The sequence below is a fragment of the Croceicoccus sp. YJ47 genome, assembly GCF_016745095.1.
In the GTDB taxonomy this organism is placed as follows: domain Bacteria; phylum Pseudomonadota; class Alphaproteobacteria; order Sphingomonadales; family Sphingomonadaceae; genus Croceicoccus.
Genome location: NZ_CP067087.1, coordinates 1,920,453 through 1,944,413, shown reverse-complemented (window position 1 = coordinate 1,944,413; position 23,961 = coordinate 1,920,453). Strand labels below are relative to the sequence as shown.

The window sequence follows — 23,961 nt, the reverse complement described above, 5'->3', positions numbered from 1 at the left end:
GCGCCTCTTTGCCCAATGATGCGTGGAAATCCAAGCGCGAAAGCATTACCGGCGCAAACATGACCGACGAACGCAACGCCGCCCGCCCCGATGCCGCCCGCCCCGATGGCGCGGACGGCACGAACGAATCCTACAGCTATGCCAAGGCCGGCGTTTCCATCGCCGCGGGCAATGCGCTGGTAAAGGCGATCGGCCCGCTCGCGAAATCGACGGCGCGGCCCGGCGCCACATCGGAGCTGGGCGGGTTCGGCGGGTTCTTCGACCCGAAGGCGGCGGGATATTCCGATCCCCTGCTCGTCGCGGCAAACGACGGCGTGGGCACGAAGGTAAAGCTCGCCATCGACCATGACCGGCACGACCATATCGGCATCGATCTCGTCGCCATGTGCGTCAACGATCTGATCGTGCAGGGGGCCGAGCCGCTGTTCTTCCTCGATTATTTCGCGACCGGAAAGCTGGAAAACGACGTCGCGGTGCGAGTCGTCGCCGGCATCGCCGAGGGGTGCAAACAGGCCGGCTGCGCGCTGATCGGCGGGGAAACGGCGGAAATGCCGGGCATGTACGGGCCGGGCGATTACGATCTTGCGGGGTTCTGCGTCGGTGCGGTGGAACGCGGCGAACAGCTGACCGGGGACCGGGTCGCGGCGGGCGACGTGCTGCTCGGCCTTGCCTCGTCGGGCGTGCATTCCAACGGCTATTCGCTGGTCCGCCGGCTCGCCGCCGACAAGGGGTGGAAGCTCGACCGTCCGGCCCTCTTCGATCAGGATGTCCTGCTCATCGACGCGCTCATCGCGCCGACGCGGATTTATGTGAAGAGCCTGCTTGGTCCCGTGCGCGCGGCACGCATCCATGCGCTGGCGCATATCACGGGCGGAGGCCTGCTCGAAAACGTGCCGCGCGTCCTGCCCGAAGGGTTGCACGCGCGCATCGACGCCGACAGCTGGCCGCAGACGCGGTTGATGGCGTTCCTGCAGGCGCAGGGCAATATCGAACCCGAGGAGATGGCGCGCACCTTCAACTGCGGCATCGGCATGGTGCTGTCGGTGGCGCCGGACGAGGTGGAAAGCCTCACCGCCGATCTGAAGGCGGCGGGCGAAACCGTGCACCGCATCGGCGAGATCGTCGAGGGTCAGCGCGGCTGCACCGTGTCGGGCACGCACTGGGCCGCGCGGGAACCGTGGAGCGCCGTCCACGAGGCATGAGCCGCTGCTATTGCGGCTCGTCCTCGTCGACCTCCTGCGGAATCGCCTCGATCCCTTCCTCGCCGAGCGTATCGCGCAGGTAGATCTCGCGTATCCCGACAAACGCCACGACCAGCATCGCGGCGGAAAAGAACAGCCCGTAAATCCCGAACACCGCCCCCACGCCGAGGATCACGAACAGGGTCAGCGCCGGCGGGATCGACACGACCGAGCGCGTGACGAAGGGGGTGATGAGGTTCGTCTGTATCATCCGCACGGCGAAATAGACGACGAAGACGAGGCCGATCATCTGCCCCCCTTCGGGCGCGGCGAGCGCGAGCGTAGGCACCATCGCGGCCAGCGGTCCCACATAGGGCACGAATTCGGACAATCCGGCGAGCAGGCCGAGCATCGCCCACCCCTCGACCCCGATCAGCCACAGCCCGCCAGCCACCAGCAGCCCCATCGACGCCATGCACAGCAATTGCGCGACGAGCCACAGCCGGAGCGCAAGCGCGATCTCCTCGATCACGATGCCGACCTTTTCGCGCGCGGCGGGGGGCGTCATCACCACCAGCCCGCGCTTGTACACATCGGGGCTCGCGGCAAAGAACAATGCCCCCACCAGCACGATGATGGAATTGAGGAAGATCTCCACGACGCCAAAGCTCAGGCTGCCGAGCAATTCGCGAAACGCGGCGCCGTCGATCGCATCGCGCACCGCCGCCACCGCCGTCAGGCCGAGGGGCGTATCGTCGACATTGTCGGCAAGTTCGGCGAGGGCAGCGGGCAGTTCCGTGCCGAGATTGCGGATCTGATACCCGAATTGCGAGGCGAACAGCCAGATAATCAGCCCCACCACCGACAGCACCAGCAGGATGCCGAGGATGAGCGAGGCGCCCTCCCCCCGGATGCCGATACGCCGGAACAGCCGGGCGGCGGCATGGAACACCACCGCGCCCAGCACCGACCCGAACACGAGGATGAGCAGGCTCGCCGCGCGCCACACGATGAGCAGCGCCGCGCTGATGACCACGAGCCACGCGATCTTACGCAGGAAGGGCATGTCCTCGGGCCGGGGGGCGAATGGCGTGCGGATCATCGGTATGCGGCCTCTGGCTTGCGCACGGGCGTGGCGGCGCGGGCATGCAGCATATTGCCGCGCGGCGCCGCTGCGCATAGGTGTGGGCGTCTGATGATGATGATCCCTCGCTCTGCCGCGCGGCCGCTTCGCATGCGCCCGTCCTCCTATCCCATGCCCGCCCTCCCCCCGCAATGACAACCGTCACAAACGGGGGGCGAGCGCGCATCGGCGTGCTCATTTCGGGCAGCGGCACCAATATGGCGGCGCTGCTCTATGCCTCGCGCGCTGCGGATTGCCCGTTCGAGATCGCGGTCGTCGGGTCGAACCGTGCCGAGGCGCCGGGACTCGCGCTCGCCGCGGGCGAGGGGATCGACACCTTCGCCATCCCGCATGGCGGCATGACGCGCGCCGACCACGATGCGGCCATGGACGAACGGCTGCGCGGTGCGGGGTGCGATTATGTCGCGCTCGCCGGATATATGCGGATATTGAGCGCGGATTTCGTGGCCGGATGGGCCGGGCGCATGGTGAACATCCATCCCTCGCTCCTGCCGGCGTACAAGGGGCTCGACACCCATGCCCGCGCGATTGCCGCGGGCGATTCGCATGGCGGGTGCTCCGTCCACCTGGTGACGCCGGAGCTCGACGACGGGCCGGTGCTGGGCCAGACGCGGGTCGCGATCTTGCCGGGTGACGATGCGGGGTCGCTGGCCGCGCGCGTACTCATCGCGGAGCATCAGCTCTACGCGCGCTGTCTCGCCGCGTTGGTGCAGGCGGATCGCGCGCGGGCCGGGCGATGAGCGACATGCGCGATGCGCACCCACCACGCGATCCGCTCGCGCGCGGACGGTTGGCCGACCGGGCGAGCGATGCGCTGGCGGCGGCGTGGCGGCGCGGCTGGCTGCCCTATCCCACGCTCGACCCGGACGCGCTATGGGCAAAGGCGCGGCGCGGGTTTCCGACCGATTGCGAGAATTTCGGGCGCAGCGCCGCCGACGTCGCCGATTTTGCCGAACGGGTACGCCGCCTGACCGCCGCGCTGGAGGAGGAGGCCCGGCTCAATCCGCTGGGCCGGGCGATGGCGCATGGGCAGATCGTGCGGATCATGCGGCAGCATCTCGCGCTGGGAAGGCTGTGGCGCGACCGACCGGAGATGGCGCGCACCCCGATGGCGCCGCCGATCATCGTGGTGGGGCAGATGCGGTCCGGCACGACGCGCCTGCACCGCCTGCTCGCCGCCGATCCAGCCCTGTCGGCGACCCGGTTCTGCGACAGCTGGTCGCCGGTGCCGCAGACGCCCGATCTGCGTCCGCTGATGGGCGGGGTCATGCTCTGGATCGCGCGGCGGCTCGACCCGTGGATCGATTCGCTGCACCCCTTCGGCGCGGCACGGGTGGACGAGGAGCTGGGCTGGCTCACCACCGCATTGCTGCACCCCGCGCTCGAGGCGCAATGGCGCATCCCGTCCTTTTCGGCATGGAGCGAGGCGCGCGACCCCGCCCCGTGCTACCGCGAATTCGCCCGCATCCTCGCCAGTGATGCGGCGCATCGCGGCAATGCGGATCGCCCGCGGGTGTTGAAGGTCCCTCAATTCAGCGAAGACCTCGCCGCCGTCATGGCGACATTTCCCGACGCCCGCATCGTCACGATTGACCGCGCCCGCCGCGACGTCACGGCAAGCGCGGCCTCCCTCGTCGCGAACCAGATGATCGTGCAGTCGGACCATGTCGACCCGGCGTGGATCGGCGCGGAATGGACGCGCAAGGTCGCGCTGCGCGAGGCGCGGATGGAGGCGGCGTTGCAGCATTGGGACGGCCCGCTGGTGCGCCTGTCCTTTGCCGAGTTCAATGCCGACTGGCGCGCGGCGATCGGGCGGTGTTACGATGGGCTGGGACTGTCTCTGTCGGCACGGGCCGAGGCCGCGATGGCCGCCCGCATGAAACGCGCACGCCATTCGCCGCACCGGCGGCACCGCTACGACCCGGCGGATTTCGGCCTTCCGCGCGCGGGCACGGCGCGCTGAACCGAAAAAGGCCGCCCCGGTGACGGAGCGGCCTTTCAATCGTCGAAACCGCGCGGGCGATCAGCCGACGATTTCGTTCTCGTCGAAGAAGAAGGCGATCTCGGTCTTGGCGTTTTCTTCGCTGTCCGAACCGTGGACCGAATTGGCTTCGATCGATTCGGCATAGGCCTTGCGGATCGTACCTTCGTCCGCGTCGGCGGGGTTGGTCGCGCCCATGACGTCACGGTTGCGCTTCACCGCATCCTCGCCTTCGAGCACCTGGACCACGACCGGGCCGCTGATCATGAAATCGACCAGCTCGCCATAGAACGGGCGTTCCTTGTGCACGGCATAGAAGCCCTCGGCCTGTTCCTTGGTCATCTGGATGCGCTTCGACGCGACGACGCGCAGGCCGGCATCCTCCAGCATTTTCGTGACGGCGCCGGTCAGGTTGCGGCGGGTGGCGTCGGGCTTGATGATCGAAAAGGTGCGCGTGGCAGCCATGGGTATATCCTTTTGCAGAATCGAAATGAAATTACGCGAATGGGTTGCGCGCGCCCCTAGCGGGGAGCGGCGCCACGGGCAAGTGCGCAGGGCAAAACGGGCCTCACCCCATTTCGCGCCAGCCGCCCTCCTCCTGTTTCCAGTAATGCCGCTCGACCCCTTCGCGGGATTTGAGCGAACGCCAGGTGTCGCGCGCCGCGTCGATCGCGCTTTCGTCGAAGAACAGCATCGCGCGCTCGAACCCGTCGGTCTCCCGCCATTGCCCATCGGCGAACCCGACGACCTGCGCGCCATTGGCCGCATCGACCCTGTCGGAAAGGAGCAGCGGTTGCCGCGCATCGGCCGCGCCGCCCGCCTCCCCATGGGCGAGAAAGCCGGGCGCATTCCAAAGCGCCTGCGACACTGCGTCGCGCTGATCCGCATGGCCGCTCACGATCAGCATGCGCAGATCGCGGGCAAGCGCCTTGGGCGCGATTTCGGCGATGGCCTGCGGGGCGGGATCGCGGGTCAGATGGTAGAAATCGACGCGCATGTCCCGCCCCTTCCGGTCGTTCAGCCTTCCGCCGTGTCGCGCACGAACCGGTCGATCAGCCGCACGGCGAACCCGGTCGCGCCCTTGTCCCAGGTCGCGCCGGCCTTGTCCGCCCACACCATGCCGGCGATGTCGATATGCGCCCAGGGGGTGTCGTTTTCGATAAAGCGTTGCAGGAATTGCGCCGCGGTGATCGACCCGGCGCCGCGCGGGCCGACATTGCGGATGTCGGCGATCGGCGAATCGATCAGCCTGTCATACGCATCGTTCACCGGCAGGCGCCAGATCTTGTCGCCCACGGCCTGCCCCGCCGCGGTCAGCTCGCCCGCCAGCGTGTCGTCATTGCTGAACAACCCGGCGTGTTCATTGCCCAGCGTGATGATGATCGCCCCGGTCAGCGTGGCGAGATCGACGATACGCGAAGGTTTGAACGTCTGCTGCGTCCAGGTCAGCGAATCGGAGAGCACGAGGCGCCCTTCGGCGTCGGTATTGATGACCTCGACCGTCTGCCCACTCATCGTGGTGACGACGTCGCTCGGCCGCTGCGCATTGCCGTCGGGCATGTTCTCGGCAAGGCCGCAGATGCCGACGACATTGGCCTTCGCCTTGCGCCCCGCCACGGCCAGCATCGCGCCCGCGACCGCGCCGGCGCCGCCCATGTCCCACTTCATGTCTTCCATGCCGGCGCCGGGCTTGATCGAAATACCGCCCGAATCGAAGGTTACGCCCTTGCCGACGAACGCGATGGGCGCCTCGTCGCCGCCACCCTTCCAGTGCATGGCGATGATGCGCGGCGGGCGGGCCGAACCCTGCCCCACGCCGAGGATGGCGCCCATGCCCATCCGCTTCATGTCTTCATCGGTGAGCACGGTGATCTCGACGCCTGTGCCCGCGAACCGTTCGCGGCACCGTTCGACGAAGCTTTCGGGATAGATGATGTTCGCAGGTTCGGTGACCAGCTCGCGCGTGAATTCGACACCGGCGGCGACGGCGGCGGCATCGTCGTTCCATGCCGCCTCGGTCCCGTCGGGCGCGTTGACGGCGACGATCTCGGTGAGCGAAACCTTCTGCTCGTCCTTCATCTTCGTGCGATATTTGTCCCAGCGGAACGCGCGCAGCCGTGCGCCGGTCAGCACCGCCGCCGCATCCTGCGCACCCAGCGAGCCGGTGCCGAAATCGATGGCCAGCATGCTCTCACCGGAGGTCAGATATTTCGCGACCAGTGCCGCGCCCGCCTTTTCGAGGGCCGCCTGACGGTCCTTCGCATCGGGCTTGCCCGCGCCGGCCAGCACGGTGCGGCGGGTCTTGCCACCCGCCTCGCCGAACCCTTCGAAGACCTGCCCCGCCTTGCCGGTAAAGCGGCTGATGCCGGCGCCGTCCTTGAGCGATGCGGGCAGGTCGCCCGGCAGGGTATCGGTATCGACGATATAGGCGACGGTGCGCGCATCATTGGGGATGGCGCTTTCGAAACGGGTTTTCATGGCAGCTCCTGCGGGCTTTATGTTCTGTTCTGGTCGCGGCCCGGCGCCCATGCCGTTTGCATATGCGCAGGGGCCGCGTGATCGTGGATTGCAGTTAAGGATCGTCGGTGCGATAGGCAAGCCATGCCGCCCCGCGCCGACCCTGTGACGACACCGTTTGACCGCACTGCCGCCCCGGACCGATCGCCGGTTCGGGCATCCCTTTGCGCGCGCCACTGGCTGGCCGCGGCGTCGCTGGGCGCGATGATCGTATGCGCGGCGCCGGCATGGGCGCAGGCGACCGGCCCCGATGCACCGCAATTCTGGGACGAAGGCGACCCGGACAACCAGCCGGAAATCGACGAGAATCGCCCCGATGGCGCCGCGCCCGGCGACGACCGCTGGTACGTCCCCACGTTCGAGCTGGACGAACCGGCCGACGGCACGGTGGGTTTCGCCGCCGACGAATTGCAATACGATACCGATCAGCAAATCGTCACCGCCAGCGGCAATGTCCTGCTCCGCCGGGGTCGCCAAGAAGTGCGCGCCGATACGGTGGAATGGAACCGGGCGAACGGCGCGATCGTCGCTGTCGGCAATGTGCGGTCGGTCGACGATGGCGGCAATGTCCTTTACACCGACCGCATCGCCCTGACCGAGGAATTGCGGGCGGGTGCGCTTGAAAACCTGCTCATCGTGCTGGGCGAAGGGGGGCGGCTGGCCGCGCGTTCGGGCACCCGCGCCGACGATGGCAGCATCACGCTCGAGTCCACGAATTACACCGCCTGCGCGATCGAGACGGGCGACGGATGCCCCAAACGGCCAAGCTGGCGCATCACCGCGCGGCAGGTGCATTACGATCCCGCCACGCAGAAGATCGATTTCGACGGGGCGCGGCTCGTCCTGTTCGACACGGTGGCGCTCCCGCTGCCGACACTGTCCATCCTGGCGGCGGACCGCGCGGTGTCCGGCATCACCAGCCCGAATCTGCGCTTCACCCAATCGAACGGGGTGCAGGTTTCCGCCGCCTATTACATGCGGATCGCTCCCAATCGGGAGCTGACGCTGGGTGCGAACGTCTATTCCGACGTGTTGCCGATGGTGTCGGCCCGCTATCGCGCCCTGACCGAAAAGGGCGCGTATCAGGTCACCGGATACGCGACGAGCAGTTCGCGCGTGCCGGTCGGCAACAACCCTACCCGCACGGAACAGGAATCATTTCGCGGCTATCTCGACGGGAACGGGCGCTATAACCTGAACGAGAACCTCTCGGTCACGGGTTCGGTGCGCGTCACGACCGACCGCACGTTCCTGCGCCGCTATGACATCAGCCGGGACGACCGGCTCCGCTCGACCGTGTCGCTGCGCCGGATCGACGACGACAGCTTTTTCGAATTCACCGGCTGGGGGGCGCAGACGCTGCGCTTCGGTGACGATCAGGGGCAGGTCCCCTTCGCGCTCCCGCTCATCGATTATCGCCGCCGGGTGGACGATCCGCTGCTGGGCGGGCGGATCATGCTGCAGGCGAACTCGCTCGCGCTCGTCCGCACCGACGGGCAGGATACGCAGCGCGCCTTTGCCGGCGCGACGTGGAGCCGGCACGCGGTCACCCCCTGGGGACAGCAGGTGACGGCGACGGCCTTGCTGCGCGGCGATGTCTATCATTCGGATGAGAACGACCGCAGCACGATCCTCCAATATCGCGGCGATCCGGGCTGGCACGGGCGCGGGATCGCGCTCGGTGCGGTGGACGTGAAATGGCCGCTCACCGGCGGGCTGTTCGGCGGGCAGCAGGTGCTGACCCCGCGGGTGCAGCTCGTCGCGGCGCCGCAATTTCGCAACAGCGTCATTCCGAACGAGGATCCGCGCGCGATCGACCTTGAGGATTCCAATCTCTTCGCGCTCAACCGCTTTCCCGGCTATGACCGGGTGGAGGACGGGACGCGCTTCACCTACGGGCTGGACTGGCGCTGGACCCGGCCGGACTGGCGCGCGCTGGCGACCATCGGGCAAAGCTATCGCATCACGCGCGACGATACGCTGCTCCCCGACGGCACGGGGCTGGTCAATCGCACCTCGGACGTGGTCGGGCGCGCCGAATTGCGGTTCCGCGATTTCGTGAAGGCGGCCTATCGCTTTCGCATCGACAAGGACAATCTCGCCTTTCGCCGCAACGAATGGGATCTCACCGTCGGGACGCGCGAAACCTATGCGGAAATCGGCTATCTCAAGCTCGATCGCAACATCCCCGCCGTGCTGGAGGATTTGCAGGACCGCGAGGAATTGCGCCTCGCCGGGCGCTATGCCTTCGCGAGCTACTGGTCGGTGTTCGGATCGACCGTCATCAACCTCACCGATCAGGCGATCAATCCGCAATTCGCCTCCGACGGGTTCGAGGCGTTGCGCACGCGGCTCGGCGTTGCCTATGACGATGAGTGCCTGCAATTCGCGGTCACGTGGCGCTACGACAATTTCGAATCGGGCGACGTACAGCGCGGCAGCACGTTCCTGTTCGATTTCGCGCTGCGCAATTTCGGCCTGTGAGCGTCAACGCGCGATGAGGAACGCGCGATGACGGGCGATATACGCCGCGGGCCTGTTCACCCCGGGTGAAAGCGGCTATCGCCCGGCGGAAGGGGCGGTTCACTCATGCGCCGTTCACCGCCGGCGCGGCAAATGACGGCAGATAGGGGCCGGCCCATGGGGCGGCGAAACGACAGAATGGACATGATGAGCAACAGTTCTTCCTTGCCGAAAAAAACGGGACCGATGGGCATCGGCCTGCGCGCCCTTTCCCGCACCGCCTGCGCGCTGGGCGCGATGGCGCTCACGGTGACGCCGGTGCTGGCGCAGGTCGCCTCCGACGCGGCGCAGGCCGCCAATCGCGAGGATCCCGGCGCGACGCAGCCGCTCGACATTCCCGCACAGCCGCAGGTTTTCACCAGCGGCGACACCGGCGGCGGGTTCCGCGGCGCGACGGCAATCGTCAATGGCGACATCATCACCGGCACCGATATCGACCACCGGCTCGCCATCGTGCTGGCCGCGAATGAAACGGAGCTTTCGCCCGAGGACCGGCAACGCCTGCGCGCACAGATTCAGACGAACCTGATCGACGAAACGCTACAGATTCAGGAAGCGACCGCATCCGAGGTCCCGGTGTCCGACGCCGAGGTGGAGGCGACCTACAACCGCGTGTCGCAGCAGAATTTCAACCTGACCCCGGCGGAGCTGGATGCCTATCTGGAATCCATCGGCTCCTCCCCCCGTTCGATGAAGCAGCAGATCCGCGGCGAACTCGCGTGGCAGCGCCTCCTGCGCCGCAATATCGCGCCCTTCATCAACGTGTCGGAAGAAGAGGTTCAGGAACGGCTCGACCGGCTCGAGGCGGACAAGGGGACCGAGGAATATCGCGTCGGCGAAATTTTCCTTTCGGCAACCAGCGAAAACGCCGCCGCCGTCGAACAGCGCGCGCAGCAGGTGATGCAGCAGATTCAGCAGGGCGGCAGTTTCGTCGCCTACGCGCGTCAGTATTCGGAGGCCTCGACCGCGGCAGTCGGCGGCGACCTCGGCTGGGTCCGGCTCGGCACGCTGCCGCCCGAACTCGCCCGCACCGCAGCGCAGATGCAGCAGGGGCAGCTCGTCGGGCCGATCCCGCTGACGGGCGGCTATTCCATCCTCTATCTCATCGACAAGCGCCAGGTGCTCGTCTCCGATCCGAAGGATGCGCTGCTCTCGCTGAAGCAGATTTCGATCGCCTTCCCCGCCGGCATTTCGCAGGACGAAGCGGCGGCGCGGGCCGAACGGTTCTCCGAAGGGGTGCAGAATCTCGGCGGTTGCGGCGGCGTCGATGCCGCGGCGGCACAGCTGGGCGCCGAGGTCGTGTCGAATGACAATGTCCGCGTGCGCGATCTTCCCGCCCCGTTGCAGGATACGATGATGACCCTCCCGCCGGGCGGCGTGACGCAGCCCTTCGGCTCGGTCGAGGAAGGCGTGCGTGTGCTGATGCTGTGCGGGCGGAGCGAGCCGACCGCCGCGTCCGGCCCAGATTTCGATCAGCTCATGTCGCAGATCGAGGACGAGCGCATCAACAAGCGGGCGCAGATCTATCTGCGCGACCTGCGCCGCGATGCCGTCATCGAATATAACTGATCCGCGCACGTGACGCCGCGCATGCGCCCTCTGGTGGCCTCCGTCGGCGATCCGGCGGGCGTGGGGCCGCAATTGCTCGCGCAGGCGTTCTGCGACCGCGCGGCGCAGGGTCTCCCGCCCTTTGCCATCGTCGGTAGCGCGCAATTGATGCGCGGCGTCGCGGCGCATCACGGGCTGGCGGTCGACATCGCACCCATCGCCAGCCTGTCCGACATGGACGCGGCGGGCGATGCGATGCCGGTGCTGGACCTTGGCGACGTCCCCTACCGCCCCGGCCATCCGGACCGCGATGGCGCAAGCCTCGCCCTCGCCGCGTTGGGGGAGGCCGCGCGGCTGACCGTCACGGGCGAGGCATCGGCGCTGATCACAGGGCCGATCGCGAAGGCAGCGTTGCAGGATGTCGGTTTCGCCCACCCCGGACAGACCGAATTCGTCGCCGAGGCCTGCGGCGTACCGGCCGAAGACGCGGTGATGATGCTGGCCGGGCCGTCGCTGCGCGTGGTGCCGCTGACCGTGCATGTCCCGCTGTGCGAGGTGCCGGGACGGCTGAGCGCGGCGCTGATCGAGAAGCGGATCGCCATTGCCGCCGCCGCGCTCACCCGCGATTTCGGCATTGCCGCGCCGCGCATCGCGGTCGCCGGGCTCAACCCCCATGCCGGGGAGAACGGACGCATGGGCGACGAGGAAGCGCGCATCATCGCCCCCGCCATCGCCGCGCTGCGCGAGGCGGGAATGACCATCACCGGCCCGCATCCGGGCGATGCGATGTTCCACGCCGCCGCGCGCGCAGGCTATGATCTCGCCGCGTGCATGTATCACGATCAGGCGCTGATCCCGCTCAAGGTGCTCGATTTCGATGCCGGGGTGAATGTCACCCTCGGCCTTCCGATCGTGCGCACCTCGCCCGACCACGGCACGGCCTTTGGCATCGCGGGCACCGATGCGGCGCACGCCGGCCCGACCATCGCCGCGATCCGCATGGCCCACGAATGCGCCCTTCGCCGGCTGGCCGCGTGACGCAGACCCTTCCGCCCATCCGCGAAACGATCGCGCGGCACGGTTTGTCGGCGAGCAAGGCACTGGGTCAGAATTTCCTGCTCGACGAACAATTGCTCGACCGTATTGCGGCGATACCGGGCGATCTTGCCGGGCGCGACGTGCTGGAAGTCGGGCCGGGGCCCGGCGGGCTGACGCGCGCGTTGTTGCGGGCGGGCGCGCAGGTCACGGCGATCGAGATGGACCGCCGCTGCCTCCCCGCGCTTGCCGAGTTGCAGGATGCGTTTCCCGGACAGCTCCGCGTGATCGAGGGGGATGCCATGGCCATCGACCCGGCAACGCTCTTTCCCGGTCCCTATGCGATTTTGTCGAACCTGCCCTATAATGTCGGCACCGCGCTGTTCACGGGCTGGATGGGGCAGGAGGAGTGGCCGCCGCAATGGACCTCGCTCACCCTGATGTTTCAGCAGGAAGTCGCGCAGCGCATCGTCGCCGAACCGGACACGGGCGCCTATGGCCGGTTGTCGGTGCTGGCCGGATGGAGGGCGCGCGCGAAAATCGCGATGAAGGTGCACCGAAGCGCGTTTACCCCGCCGCCCAAGGTGATGAGCGCGATCGTCCATGTCACCCCTGCCGATGCGCCGCCGGGCGTATCGATGCGCGTGCTCGCCCGCGTGACGGAGGCGGCCTTCGGCCAGCGGCGCAAGATGCTGCGCCAGAGTTTGAAGGGTATGCCGGGCGCCTTGGCAGCGCTCGACACGCTTGCCATCGATGCGCAGCGGCGCGCCGAAACGCTCACCCTCGCGGAATTCACCGCGATCGCGCGCGCACTGTCGTGATGCACGCCATCCGCGCCTGATCCGGGGGCGCGCCTGCTCCGGGCGCGCGCCTGATGCAACCACACTGGCCAATTCCCTCTGCGCGGCTTAGGAGTTGGTCGCATATGAAAGCAGCATCACTCAATCCGACCGAAGCCGCGCTTCTGGACACCATCGACGCCTCCGCCATGCTGGACCGCACATTGGCATGGAGCCGGATCAACACCGGCACCGCCAATCTGGACGGCCTCGCGCATCAGGCGGACCTTCTCGCCGAGGCGTTTTCCCAATTGCCGGGCGATGTCACGATGATCGCGCCCGACCCCGTCATCGCCATCGCCCCCGACGGCCGCGAGGAAGAGGTGCAGCGCGGGCGCCACATGGTCCTCTCCGTCCGGCCCGATGCGGCGCGGCGCGTCCTCCTCACCGGGCACATGGACACGGTGTTTCCCGCCGATTCCGCGTTTCAGGATATTGCCGAGCTGGAACCCGGCGTGCTTAACGGTCCCGGCCTTGCCGACATGAAGGGCGGGCTGTGCGTGATACTGGAAGCCTTGAAAGCGTTCGAGAGCGGCGCCGATGCGGACCGGCTCGGCTATGACGTGATGATCAATTCGGACGAGGAAACGGGAAGCGCGGGGAGTGCCGCGCTCATCGACCGGCTCGCCCGGGGCAAGCATGCGGCGCTGACCTATGAACCGGCGACGCTTCCCGATGGCACGCTCGCGGGCGCGCGTGGCGGGTCCGGCAATTACAGCGTAACCGTCACAGGCAAATCCGCCCATGCGGGGCGCAACCCCGGCGACGGGCGCAATGCCATCGTCGCGGCGGCGGAACTGGCCGTGCGGCTGAAGGAATTGCAGAACGCCGACATTCCCATCAATCCGGCGCGGATCGACGGCGGCGGAGCCAATAATGTGGTTCCCGACCTTGCCATATTGCGCTTCAACATCCGGCCCAAGAGCCACGCGGCGGCGGAAAGCTTTACCCGCGCGCTCGACGGGATGATCGCGAATATCGCGCGTGCGCACGGCGTCACCATGCAATTGCACGGCGGCATTTCGCGCCCGCCCAAGCCGGTCGACGAAGGGGCGGAAAAACTCTTTGCCCTAGTGCAGCGCACCGGCCACGACCTCGGCCAGGAGTTCGGCCGCAAGGATACAGGCGGCGTGTGCGACGGCAATAATATCGCGGCGTGCGGCGTGCCGGTGGTCGACACGATGGGCGTGCGCGGCGGCTCCATCCATTCGGCGGACGAATTCATGATCGTCGATTCGCTGGCCGAGCGTGCGGGATTGTCGGCGCTGGTCCTTCACCGCATTGCGGCGGGGGAACTGGCATGAGCTATCTCATCCGGCCCGCGCGCACCGACGATCTGGAGCATCTTTATGAAATGGCGAAGCTGACGGGGGGCGGGTTCACCAACCTGCCGCCGCATCGCGACGCATTGATGAAGAAGCTGTCCCGTTCGGCGGAGGCGACGGGCCGCGAGGCGAGCGGTGTCGGCGACGATCTGTTCGTCATGGTGCTCGAGGATAGCGAGGACAACGCGGTGCGCGGCACCTGCCAGATCTTCAGCAGCATCGGCGGCGACCTCCCCTTCTATTCCTACCGCATCACGAGCCAGACGCAGCACAGCCGCGAGCTCGACCGGACCTTCCGCAACGAAACGCTGCAACTCGTCACCGATCTCGAAGGGGCGAGCGAGGTCGGCGGGCTGTTCCTTCATCCCAATGCGCGCGCGGGCGGGCTGGGCATGTTGCTCGCGCGTAGCCGCTACCTGTTCATCGCCATGCACCGCGACCGGTTCGGCGAACGCCTGCTCGCCGAATTGCGCGGTATCGTCGGGGCACAGGGCAATTCCCCGTTCTGGGACGGGGTCGCCGGGCGGTTCTTCGGCATGAGCTTTCGCGAGGCGGACGAATTCAACGCGGTGCACGGCAACCAGTTCATCGCGGACCTGTTTCCCCGCCATCCCATCTATGTCTCGATGATTTCGGACAGCGCGCGCGAGGCGATCGGCGTGCCGCACGAAACCGGGCGTCCGGCGATGCGCATGCTCGAAAACGAGGGGTTCGCGGCCGAGGGCTATGTCGACATCTTCGACGGCGGGCCGACCATGACGGCGCGCACCGACAATGTGCGCACGATCGCGGACGCCCATGCCGCCCCCCTGCTCGACGCCGATGGCGCGGACGGGGAACGCGCGCTGATCGCGACGGGAAGGCTGGGCGAATTTCGCTGCTGCTACGGCCATCGCAAGGTGGAGGAGGACGGCGTCGCCATCGATGCGGAGGCGAAGCGCCTGCTGAACGTGACAACCGGCGACGAAATCTGGAGCGTGGCGCGATGAGTATTCGGGAGATCAATTTCGACGGCATCGTCGGCCCCTCGCACAATTATGCGGGGCTGAGCCTCGGCAATCTGGCCGCGACCCGGCACAAGGGCGATGTGTCGCACCCGCGCGCCGCCGCGTTGCAGGGCGTGGCGAAGATGCGGCACAACATGGCGCTGGGGCTGGCGCAGGGGTTTTTCCTGCCCCTGCCCCGCCCCAATCGTGCGTTTCCCGCCGCGATGGGCGTTACGGAGGGGCGCGATTTCGACCCGGCGCTGCTCGCCTCGGCATGGTCGGCATCCTCGATGTGGACGGCCAATGCCGCGACGGTTTCGCCCGCGCCCGATACCGCGGACGGACGCTGTCACCTGACCGTCGCCAATCTCGTCACCATGGCGCATCGCTCGATCGAATGGCCCGACACCTTGCGGCAATTGCGGCTCGCCTTTGCCGACGATCATTTCGCGGTGCACGGGCCGGTGCCCGCCACCTATGGCGACGAGGGCGCGGCCAATCACATGCGGATGGGCACCGGCCATGCCGATCGCGCGCTCGAAATCTTCGTCTATGGGCGTCAGGGCGGGCGTTTTCCCGCACGGCAGCACGAGCAGGCGAGCCGCGCCGTCGCCCGGTTGCACGGCCTTTCGCCCGAACGCACCTTGTTCGTCGAACAGGCACCCGCGGCGATCGAGGTCGGCGCCTTCCACAACGACGTCGTCGCGGTGGCCAATGAAACCGTGCTGTTCGCGCATGAACAGGCCTTCGCCGATCCCGAAGGCACCTATGACGCGATCCGTGCCATCCTGCCGGGCGCGCAGTTCGTCATCGTCCCCGCCAGCGCCGTCAGCCTCGAAAAGGCGGTGGCGAGCTATCTCTTCAATGCGCAGCTCGTCACGCTTCCCGAAGGGGGCATGGCATTGATCGTGCCGCTCGAAACCTGGGAGGATCCGGAGGTGCGCCAATGGCTCGACACGATGCTGGCAAGCAATGGCCCGATCCGGCAGGTCTTGCCCGTGGATGTGCGCCAATCGATGGCCAATGGCGGCGGTCCGGCGTGCCTGCGCCTGCGCGTGGCGTGCGATCCCGCACATGTCGATCCGCGCTTTCTTCTGAACGAGGAGAAGGCGGCGCAGATCGAATCGGTCATTGCCGAACACTGGCCCGAAACCATCGCGCCGGACCGGCTGGGCGATGATGCGCTGGCGCAAACCGTTGAAACGGCACGAAATGCGCTTCTGACCGCGCTCGATATCGAGGAGCTTGGTTAACAGCTTGTCAACGCCGGCGGGCCGCCTATCCTTTCGCATATTTCACGGCGAAAGGGTGATCGGGAATCGGCAAGGTGCGGGACAGGTTGCGGAAAGTCGGCAGGCTTTTCGTCATCAAGACGCGGTTCGAGGCGTCGATGGTGATCTACGCCCTCGCGCTCGGCGCGGCGGAGCGTGGTTCGGCCTATCTCGTCGAATATCCTGGCTGGGGCGGGCGGCTGCTGTTCCTCGCCTGCACGGGTTCGGTGTTCATGGCCGGGGTGAAGCTGTTCGATTGCCTCGCGCATGAGGCCGCGGCCCGGGCGGCGGAGGCCGACCATGCGGAAGAAAGCACGACGATACAGGAATAAGGTGGGGGTTTCTGTTGCTAGCTACCCCCGGAGCCCCGGAATCCACTTCTGTTGCCCGGTGGGTCCAACCGCGCTTTAGCTTTGTAAATTCAGGCCGTTAGGCCGTCACATTACGCGGCGAGAGCGAGTGCTTCGTTATCGTTGGCACTTGTGTGTTTTGAACAGTTTTACGGGTTACTCAGCCCGGGCAAAAATAATGTCTTTCAACACACGTCGATCCTGGTTCGGCCCCGTCATGCGCCCCATCGAAACGGGGTATATGGTGGAGCCGCCGGGTACTGCCCCCGGGTCCGCTGTGCCTATTGCACATCACAATTTATCGCCATAGCCGGTCGAAACCGGCACCTCCCCATATAGGGCATTGGCGCGCGATGTGAAGGGGAAGACGGTCAGGTCGCGTCGCGATTTTTCAACGCGTCCCGAATTTCCTTGAGCACATCGAGCTGCGAATCGGTGGGTGCCTTGTTCGTGTCGGAGGTCGAATCGGCGGCCTTCTTCTCCTCCTCGATCGCGTCGAGCGCGCGATTGACCGATTTCACCAGCAGGAACAGCGCCGCCGCAATCACCAGGAAATTCACCACCTGCGTCGCGAGATCGCCATAGCCGAGCATCGGCACGCCCGCTTCCTTGAGCGCGGCATAATTGTCGGGGGCGCCGCTGTATCCTTCGGGGATCGGACCGAGGCGCAGGAAATGGTTGGAAAAATCGATCGTCCCGAAAATCGCGCCGATGATCGGCATGATGATGCTCTCGGTAAGCGAGGTCACGATTTTGCCGAACGCCGCGCCGATCACGACGCCCACGGCGAGGTCGAGCACGTTGCCGCGCGCGATGAATTTCTTGAACTCGTTGAACACCGATGTCCCCCGTATGCCGGCGTTCCGCACGCCCGTCTGGTCGAATGACCATGTGGCATGGCCCCGCGAGCCATGCAATCCGGGGCGAAAACCATTGCGTGCGCGCACAGCCGCCTTATACTGGCAATACACCTGCCGCGCGGGTTTTTCGGGCGGCGGATTTTATTGCAAGGGATCTTTCGTCAATGCCTGTTCTGCGCAGCTTTCGCATCGCCGTGGCCGGTCTTCTCGCGCTCGGCCTTTCCGCGTGCGGCATCAATTCCGTCCCCACGGCGGAGGAAAATGCCAAGGCGCGCTGGGCCGACGTGCAAAGCGCGTATCAACGCCGCGCCGATCTCGTCCCCAATCTCGTCGCGACGGTCCGTGCCGCCGCGCAGTCGGAGACGCAGATCCTGACCAATGTGACGGAGGCGCGCGCCCGCGCGACCGGCATCACCGTCACGACCGACGACCTGTCCGACCCCGCGGAATTCCAACGGTTTCAGCAGGCGCAGAACCAGCTGACTCAGGCCTTGGGCCAGCTGCGCACGGTGGTCGAAAACTACCCCCAGTTGCAGAGCCAGGGCCGGTTCGCCGATCTGATGGTTTCGCTCGAAAGCAGCGAGAACCGCATCGACACCGCCCGCACGCGCTATAACGATGCGGTGCAGGAATATAACACCGAGATCCGCACCTTCCCCTCCGTCATCGGGGCGAAGATCATCCACGGCGCCGAACCGATGCAGGCGTTCACCGCCGAACCGTCGGCACAGACGGCGCCCGATGTCGATTTCGGCAACATGGGCGCGCCCGGCATCGCACCCGGTGCCGCCCCCGCCAACGACAACAGCACGCAGGCGCCCGCAGCGGCGGCGAATTGATCGCCCGCCTTTCCTTGCCCGCGGGTTTACCCATGCGGTTTGTTCTCGCCCTGCTGATCGCCGTTATGGCGATGGTCGCCGGGCCCGCCGGGGCGCAGGATTATCCCGCCCGCCCCGATGGTCCGGTGCTGGACGCGGCGAATGTCCTTCCCCCGGCGGAAGAGGCGGCGCTTGACCGGAAATTGCGGCGTTACAACCGCGAAACCGGCAATGCGGTCATTGTCGCCACGGTGGAGAGCCTCGATGGCGCGGAACCCTTTGCCTATGCGCAGGGGCTGGCCGAAACATGGGGCATCGGGGGCGAGCAGACGGAGCAGGGCGTGCTGATGCTCGTCGCGCCGAGCGAACGCGAGGTGTTCATCACCACCTCGCGCGGGGTGCAGACGCGGCTGACTGATATTTCGACGGGGCGCATCGTGCGCAATGTCGTCCTTCCCGCCTTTCGCGAAGGGGACCTGCCCGGCGGGATCGCCGCGGGCGTCGATGCGATCATCGAACGGCTGAACATGGGAGCCGGCGCAGGCCGAAGCCATCGCGGAGGCCGAGGCCGCCGCCGCGGCGCAGGAGGGCGAAGTCGACGCGGGCACCATTGGCGGCGCGATCTTCTGGGTCGTGATGATCGTGGCCTTCATGTTCATGTTCGGGCGCGGCGGGGGTCGCGGGCGGCGCGGCCGGCGGCGGCGTTACGGCGCGGGCAACGCGGTCGCCGACGTGATCCTGTGGTCCGCGATCGGCAATGCGATGGGCGGCGGCCATGATCGTGGCGGCGGCTTTGGCGGGGGCGGTTTCGGCGGCGGCGATGGCGGTTTTGGCGGCGGCTTCGGCGGTTTCGGCGGCGGGGGCGGCGGCTTTAACGGCGGCGGCGCCGGAGGCGGATGGTGAGCGCGATCCTCACCCCCGCCGACCACGATGCGATTTCGGCGGCGGTCAGCCGGGCGGAGGCGCGCACCTCGGGCGAAATCGTGACCGTGCTCGCCGACCGCTCCGACGGGTACAGCGATATCGCCCTTGCCTGGGCGGCCTTGTTCGGGTTCGGGCTGATCGTGCTGGCGGGGGTGTTTCCCGCGCCTTTGCTCGCCCTGCTCGACATGGTGCAGGGGGGATGGGACACGCAATATGCCCCCGGCCCCGTGCTGGAGGCAGGCGCGGCGCTCGGCATCGTGGGTTTTCTCGGCCTGTGGCTGGCGCTGGGGTTCGACCGCTTGCGCTTTGCCACGGTGCCCGGTCGCGTGCGGACGCAGCGGGTGCACGAACGCGCCATCTCGATCTTCCGCGTCGGGGCCGAACGCCGCACCCATGGCCGCACCGGCGTGCTCATCTACCTCTCCATGCAGGAACATCGCGCCGAGATCCTCGCCGACGAGGCCATTGCCGCAAAGGTGTCCGACGACATCTGGGGCGAGGCGATGGCCGCGATGCTGGTCCATCTGAAACATGGGGATACGACGGCTGGCATGGTCGCCGCGATCGAGCGCGTGGGCGCGGTCCTGACCGAGCATCTGCCCGCCGACCACACCAATCCCAATGAAATTCCCGACAGGTTGATCGAGATATGAGCGTTCCCGACCACGACGCCCCCGAACGCATCGAATGGCAGGGCGATTACGTCGTCGCCAAGACGCGCGGACGGTGGGAATATGTCACCCGCCCGCGCAACATGCGCGCCGCCGTGATCCTCGCCATCGACGCGGGCGATGTGATTCTGGTCGAACAATATCGCGTGCCGATGGGACGGTTCAGCATCGAGATGCCCGCTGGCCTCGTCGGCGATTACGAAAGCGTCGCGGGCGAGGATACGCTGGCCGCCGCGGGGCGCGAGCTGATCGAGGAAACGGGCTATCGCGCCGAGGAACTCATCGACATCGGCGATTTCTATTCCAGCCCCGGCATGGTCAGCGAAAGCTTCACCATGGTGCTGGCCCGCGGCCTTGCCAAGGTGGGCGAAGGCGGCGGGACGGACATGGAGAACATCATCGTGCACCGCGTGCCGCTTTGTGGGATCGAGGCTTTCCTCGATGAACAGCGCGCACGGGGCAAGGGGATCGACGTGCGGTTGCTGATGCTGCTGTCGCCGGGCCTGCTCGCCCGGGCGCAGGAAACGGCGGGCTGAAACCCCGCGCCGCTTACCGGTCGCGGGTGAGGTTGACGAACACTTCCTCCAGATCGGCCTCGCGCGTGGTCACGTCGACGATGGCGCGGCCCTGATCCTGAAGGATGGAGAGCACTTCGCCCGCGGTCATCCGGTCCTTGTCATAGGTGATCGCCACCGAGCGTTCGCCGATCAGCTCCGACTTGTGAAATGCCGGATGCGTCGGCGCGGCGGTGATCGGGTTGTCGAGCACGACCTCCACCACTTTTTCCCGCGCGGTTTCGAGCAATTCGCGCGTCGAGGTATCGGCGATCAGCTGTCCATGGTTGATGATGGCGATGCGGTCGCAAAGCTGCTCCGCCTCTTCGAGATAATGCGTGGTCAGCACCACGGTCACGCCCTCGTCGTTCAATTGGGTGACAAGCTCCCACAATTGCCGGCGCAGATCGACATCGACGCCCGCCGTCGGCTCGTCGAGGATGAGCACAGGCGGCGAATGCACCATCGCCTTCGCAATGAGGAGCCGACGCTTCATCCCCCCCGACAGCGTGCGGGCATAGGCATTTGCCTTGTCCGACAGATGTACGGCGGCGAGCAATTCGCGGCTGCGGCGTTCATCCTTGGGCACGGCATAGAATCCGGCCTGATTCTCCAGCACCTCATACGGCGTGAAGAACGGGTCGAAGACGATTTCCTGCGGCACGATGCCGATGGCGCGCTTCGCATTGCGGCGCTGCGAATCGATGTCGAAGCCCCAGATCGACGCGTTGCCCGACGATTTGCCGACCAACCCGGCGAGGATATTGATCAAGGTCGACTTGCCCGCACCATTGGGGCCGAGCAGGCCGAAAATCCCGCCCTGCGGCACGTCGAAGCTGACATCGTTCAACGCAAGCTTGCCCTCCTCGCCCGGTCCGGCGGGGGCATAGCGTTTGGTGAGATTGCGGATGGATATGGCGGCGGTATCGGTCACGCATCGCCTCATGCGCGCAAGTGCGCGGCGAGACAAGGGGGTCGATGCGGACAGTATCGGCACATGCGGCGCGCAATCCGTCTTGCCGCCGGGAAATTGCATTGCTAATCGCATGAACCATGATCCAGCCGCCCGAAACCGTCTATACCGACACGCGCCGCGTCAAATGCGACGGCGCCACCGATATCCGCACCGGCGCGGCGCTCGGCCATCCGCGCGTGTGGATGGAGATCGACGAGAAGGGCTATGTCGAATGCGGCTATTGCGATCGCCGCTTCGTGTTGAAGGGCGGCCCTGCGGAACGCAGGATCGACGAGCTGAACGCAGGCGACCTGCCCGAACCGGGCGATGCCGCCGTCGCGTGACCGGGCGTAGCTGACCGGGCCTGCCTGACCGGCACCGCGTGGCCGCATCCGTTCCGCCCCGTCTGGCGTAACGCCGCCTCGCCCCCTATATCGGCGGGATGACAGCAACCGAACCCCGCTCGTTCCTTTACAAACCCGGCCTGCTCGACCCCGATGGCGCGCAGATGCTCGCGCGCGAAACATTGCGCGATTGCGACGACGGGGAGCTGTTCCTGCAATTCACCGCGTCGGAGGCGCTGGCCTTTGACGACGGGCGCCTGCGGACCGCCGATTATTCGCGGGAGGCTGGCTTTGGCCTGCGCGGCATATCGGGGGAGACGACCGGTTTCGCCCACGCGAACGAGATCAGCGCCGATGCGATTCGCCGCGCGGGCGAAACGCTGTCGCTGCTCGACGCGACCACGGGCCGCCCCGCCCCGCCGCCGATCGGCACCAATCGCCATCTCTACACCGATGAAAGCCCGCTCGACGGGATTGCGTTTGCGGACAAGGTGCGCCTGCTCGAAACCATCGACGCCGCGGCGCGTGCGCGCGATCCGCGCGTCTGCCAGGTGACCGCATCGCTCGCGGCGAGCTGGTCGGTGGTCGAAATCGTGCGCGCCGACGGCTTCGTCGCGAACGACATCCGCCCGCTCGTCCGGCTCAACGTCTCGATCGTGGCGGAACAGAACGGACGCCGCGAAACCGGCAGCTTCGGCATTGGCGGGCGCCGTCTCTACGACGATCTGTTCGAACCGGCGACATGGAACCGCGCCATCGACGAAGCGCTGCACCAGGCGCTGGTCAATATGGAAAGCGTGGCGGCGCCGGCGGGCAAATGCGCGGTGCTGCTCGGCCCCGGATGGCCGGGCGTGCTGCTGCACGAGGCGGTCGGGCATGGCCTCGAAGGGGATTTCAACCGCAAGGGCACCTCCGCCTTTTCCGGGCGGATCGGGGAGCGTGTCGCCGCCCCCGGCGTGACGGTGGTGGACGATGGGTCGATGCCGGGGCGGCGCGGCTCGCTCACCATCGATGACGAGGGCACGCCCACGCGCGAAACCGTGCTGATCGAGGATGGCATATTGAAGGGCTACATCCACGACCGGCTCAATGCCCGGTTGATGGGTGTGGAACCCACCGGCAATGGCCGCCGCCAGAATTACGCCCACGCGCCCATGCCGCGCATGACCAACACCTTCATGAAGGGCGGCAATGACGATCCGGCCGAAATGCTGGCGGGGATGAAGGACGGGATCTACGCCAAAAGCTTCGGCGGCGGGCAGGTCGACATCGTGTCGGGCAAGTTCGTGTTCTCCTGCACCGAGGCGTACAAGGTCGAAAACGGCAAGCTCGGCGCGCCGATCAAGGGCGCGACGCTGATCGGCGACGGGCCGACCGTGCTCACGCAGGTGAAGGGCATTGGCAACGATCTCGCGCTCGACGAAGGGGTCGGCGTATGTGGCAAGGGCGGGCAGAGCGTGCCCGCGGCGTCGGACAGCCGACCTTGCTGGTCGAGGGGCTGACCGTGGGCGGCACGGGATAGGGGCGATGGCGCTCGCACCCCGGCCGTGGGCGGCGGACATGCTGCATGTGTGGTTCGGCGTGCTGTCGCCGCGCGACTGGTTCGGGGGCGGCGACGACGTCGATGCCCTGCTGCGGCGGCGATTTGCCCGCGAATGGGCGAGGTTGAGAGGGCAGCCGGCGCGCGCGTTCCTGCACACGCCCGACATCGCGCGCGCGGCGATACTCCTGTTCGATCAGGTGCCGCGCAACCTGTTCCGCGACGATCCGCGCGCCTTTGCGAACGATCCGCTGGCCCGCGCGATTACCGATGGTGTCCTGCGGCGCGGCTGGGACCGGGGGCTGACCACGGCGGAACGGCAATTCATCCTCATGCCGCTCATGCACAGCGAAGCCATCGCGGATCAGCGCCGCTCTCTCCGCCTGTTCGCGCGGCTCGGGAACCGCGAGGTGCTGTCCTTCGCCCGCGTGCATTACCGCATGATCGCGCGCTTTGGCCGTTTTCCCCATCGCAACGACGTGCTCGGTAAGCAGAGCAGCGCGGCGGAAGAGCGCGCCATCGCGGCGGGAAACGATTGGTAGGGGCCGCGCGTCATGGATGGTTAACACCGAATCGCGTATGGTTTGCGAAACGA

23 protein-coding genes, 1 other RNA gene and 2 pseudogenes are annotated in these 23,961 nt (G+C 66.9%); 19 read left to right on the top strand and 7 right to left on the bottom strand.

Annotated elements, in window-relative coordinates; all coding sequences use genetic code 11:
* Positions 1-59: 59 nt before the first annotated feature.
* Positions 60-1,202 (top strand): phosphoribosylformylglycinamidine cyclo-ligase, encoded by a 1,143-nt coding sequence (gene purM, locus JD971_RS09465; protein ID WP_202082909.1) that lies wholly within the window; start codon positions 60-62, stop codon positions 1,200-1,202.
* Between the two features lie 7 nt (positions 1,203-1,209).
* Here purM and JD971_RS09460 read toward each other — a convergent pair whose 3' ends face one another.
* The gene (locus tag JD971_RS09460) at positions 1,210-2,283 is read right to left on the bottom strand and encodes an AI-2E family transporter (RefSeq protein WP_202082908.1); all 1,074 of its coding nucleotides are present in this window, start codon (positions 2,281-2,283) and stop codon (positions 1,210-1,212) included.
* A 173-nt stretch (positions 2,284-2,456) separates the two neighbouring features.
* On the opposite strand from JD971_RS09460, the pseudogene purN reads away from it, so the two are divergent.
* Together purN and JD971_RS09450 are read left to right on the top strand one after the other, a co-directional pair.
* Positions 2,457-3,047: pseudogene (gene purN / locus JD971_RS09455) on the top strand (phosphoribosylglycinamide formyltransferase); the annotation flags it as partial.
* Positions 3,048-3,061: 14 nt separating this feature from the next.
* Entirely contained in the window at positions 3,062-4,288 is a 1,227-nt protein-coding gene (locus tag JD971_RS09450) for a sulfotransferase (RefSeq protein ID WP_202082906.1), read from the top strand.
* 60 nt (positions 4,289-4,348) lie between these two features.
* On the opposite strand, the gene ndk is transcribed toward JD971_RS09450, so the two are convergent.
* The 3 genes from ndk to JD971_RS09435 form a co-directional block, all read right to left on the bottom strand.
* A complete protein-coding gene (gene ndk, locus JD971_RS09445; RefSeq protein ID WP_202082905.1) occupies positions 4,349-4,771 on the bottom strand; it encodes a nucleoside-diphosphate kinase in 423 nt (140 codons plus the stop codon).
* 103 nt (positions 4,772-4,874) lie between these two features.
* The gene (locus tag JD971_RS09440) at positions 4,875-5,303 is read right to left on the bottom strand and encodes a DNA polymerase III subunit chi (RefSeq protein WP_202082903.1); all 429 of its coding nucleotides are present in this window, start codon (positions 5,301-5,303) and stop codon (positions 4,875-4,877) included.
* A 20-nt stretch (positions 5,304-5,323) separates the two neighbouring features.
* Complete coding sequence (locus JD971_RS09435) at positions 5,324-6,784, bottom strand: leucyl aminopeptidase (RefSeq protein WP_202082901.1); 1,461 nt, start codon at positions 6,782-6,784, stop codon at positions 5,324-5,326.
* A 123-nt stretch (positions 6,785-6,907) separates the two neighbouring features.
* Between JD971_RS09435 and JD971_RS09430 the strand changes: the two genes are divergently transcribed.
* From JD971_RS09430 to JD971_RS09395, 8 genes are all read left to right on the top strand, one after another.
* Entirely contained in the window at positions 6,908-9,307 is a 2,400-nt protein-coding gene (locus JD971_RS09430; protein WP_202082899.1) for an LPS-assembly protein LptD, read from the top strand.
* Positions 9,308-9,544: 237 nt separating this feature from the next.
* Positions 9,545-10,915, top strand: a complete 1,371-nt coding sequence (locus JD971_RS09425) for a peptidylprolyl isomerase (RefSeq protein WP_371809749.1) — start codon at positions 9,545-9,547, stop codon at positions 10,913-10,915.
* A gap of 21 nt (positions 10,916-10,936) precedes the next feature.
* The gene (pdxA, locus tag JD971_RS09420; protein ID WP_202082897.1) at positions 10,937-11,932 is read left to right on the top strand and encodes a 4-hydroxythreonine-4-phosphate dehydrogenase PdxA; all 996 of its coding nucleotides are present in this window, start codon (positions 10,937-10,939) and stop codon (positions 11,930-11,932) included.
* Positions 11,929-12,750, top strand: a complete 822-nt coding sequence (gene rsmA / locus JD971_RS09415) for a 16S rRNA (adenine(1518)-N(6)/adenine(1519)-N(6))-dimethyltransferase RsmA (RefSeq protein ID WP_236672027.1) — start codon at positions 11,929-11,931, stop codon at positions 12,748-12,750. Before pdxA ends, rsmA begins: the two co-directional genes overlap by 4 nt.
* 104 nt (positions 12,751-12,854) lie before the next feature.
* Complete coding sequence (locus JD971_RS09410; RefSeq protein ID WP_202082893.1) at positions 12,855-14,072, top strand: hydrolase; 1,218 nt, start codon at positions 12,855-12,857, stop codon at positions 14,070-14,072.
* Positions 14,069-15,082, top strand: a complete 1,014-nt coding sequence (locus JD971_RS09405) for an arginine N-succinyltransferase (RefSeq protein WP_202082891.1) — start codon at positions 14,069-14,071, stop codon at positions 15,080-15,082. The genes JD971_RS09410 and JD971_RS09405 overlap by 4 nt, the downstream gene beginning before the upstream one ends.
* Complete coding sequence (locus tag JD971_RS09400; RefSeq protein ID WP_202082889.1) at positions 15,079-16,332, top strand: N-succinylarginine dihydrolase; 1,254 nt, start codon at positions 15,079-15,081, stop codon at positions 16,330-16,332. Before JD971_RS09405 ends, JD971_RS09400 begins: the two co-directional genes overlap by 4 nt.
* 74 nt (positions 16,333-16,406) lie before the next feature.
* The gene (locus tag JD971_RS09395) at positions 16,407-16,682 is read left to right on the top strand and encodes a hypothetical protein (RefSeq protein WP_371809527.1); all 276 of its coding nucleotides are present in this window, start codon (positions 16,407-16,409) and stop codon (positions 16,680-16,682) included.
* A 36-nt stretch (positions 16,683-16,718) separates the two neighbouring features.
* On the opposite strand, the gene ssrA is transcribed toward JD971_RS09395, so the two are convergent.
* Positions 16,719-17,064, bottom strand: a transfer-messenger RNA (tmRNA) gene (ssrA, locus tag JD971_RS09390).
* A 7-nt stretch (positions 17,065-17,071) separates the two neighbouring features.
* Positions 17,072-17,539 (bottom strand): large conductance mechanosensitive channel protein MscL, encoded by a 468-nt coding sequence (gene mscL / locus JD971_RS09385; protein ID WP_202087517.1) that lies wholly within the window; start codon positions 17,537-17,539, stop codon positions 17,072-17,074.
* A 185-nt stretch (positions 17,540-17,724) separates the two neighbouring features.
* Between mscL and JD971_RS09380 the strand changes: the two genes are divergently transcribed.
* The 5 genes from JD971_RS09380 to JD971_RS09365 are packed head-to-tail and all read left to right on the top strand — an operon-like array spanning position 17,725 to position 20,509.
* Entirely contained in the window at positions 17,725-18,399 is a 675-nt protein-coding gene (locus tag JD971_RS09380; protein WP_202082887.1) for a LemA family protein, read from the top strand.
* 32 nt (positions 18,400-18,431) lie between these two features.
* A complete protein-coding gene (locus tag JD971_RS09375) occupies positions 18,432-19,157 on the top strand; it encodes a YgcG family protein (RefSeq protein WP_236672026.1) in 726 nt (241 codons plus the stop codon).
* Positions 19,141-19,281, top strand: coding sequence for a hypothetical protein (locus JD971_RS16600; protein ID WP_236672025.1), 141 nt, complete (start codon positions 19,141-19,143; stop codon positions 19,279-19,281). Before JD971_RS09375 ends, JD971_RS16600 begins: the two co-directional genes overlap by 17 nt.
* Entirely contained in the window at positions 19,275-19,955 is a 681-nt protein-coding gene (locus tag JD971_RS09370; protein WP_202082885.1) for a TPM domain-containing protein, read from the top strand. The genes JD971_RS16600 and JD971_RS09370 overlap by 7 nt, the downstream gene beginning before the upstream one ends.
* Positions 19,952-20,509, top strand: coding sequence for an NUDIX hydrolase (locus tag JD971_RS09365; RefSeq protein ID WP_202082883.1), 558 nt, complete (start codon positions 19,952-19,954; stop codon positions 20,507-20,509). The genes JD971_RS09370 and JD971_RS09365 overlap by 4 nt, the downstream gene beginning before the upstream one ends.
* Before the next feature lie 13 nt (positions 20,510-20,522).
* On the opposite strand, the gene JD971_RS09360 is transcribed toward JD971_RS09365, so the two are convergent.
* Positions 20,523-21,461 carry an ABC transporter ATP-binding protein gene (locus JD971_RS09360; protein WP_202082881.1) on the bottom strand — a complete coding sequence of 313 codons (939 nt, stop codon included), beginning with the start codon at positions 21,459-21,461 and terminating at the stop codon, positions 20,523-20,525.
* 119 nt (positions 21,462-21,580) lie between these two features.
* Here JD971_RS09360 and JD971_RS09355 point away from each other — a divergent pair, with 119 nt between their 5' ends.
* The 3 genes and pseudogenes from JD971_RS09355 (at position 21,581) to JD971_RS09345 (ending at position 23,908) form a co-directional block, all read left to right on the top strand.
* On the top strand, positions 21,581-21,826 hold the full coding sequence (locus JD971_RS09355) for a zinc-finger domain-containing protein (protein ID WP_202082879.1): 246 nt from the start codon (positions 21,581-21,583) through the stop codon (positions 21,824-21,826).
* A 98-nt stretch (positions 21,827-21,924) separates the two neighbouring features.
* Positions 21,925-23,348: pseudogene (gene tldD / locus JD971_RS09350) on the top strand (metalloprotease TldD).
* Positions 23,349-23,353: 5 nt separating this feature from the next.
* Positions 23,354-23,908, top strand: a complete 555-nt coding sequence (locus JD971_RS09345; protein WP_202082877.1) for a DUF924 family protein — start codon at positions 23,354-23,356, stop codon at positions 23,906-23,908.
* Positions 23,909-23,961 lie beyond the last annotated feature (53 nt).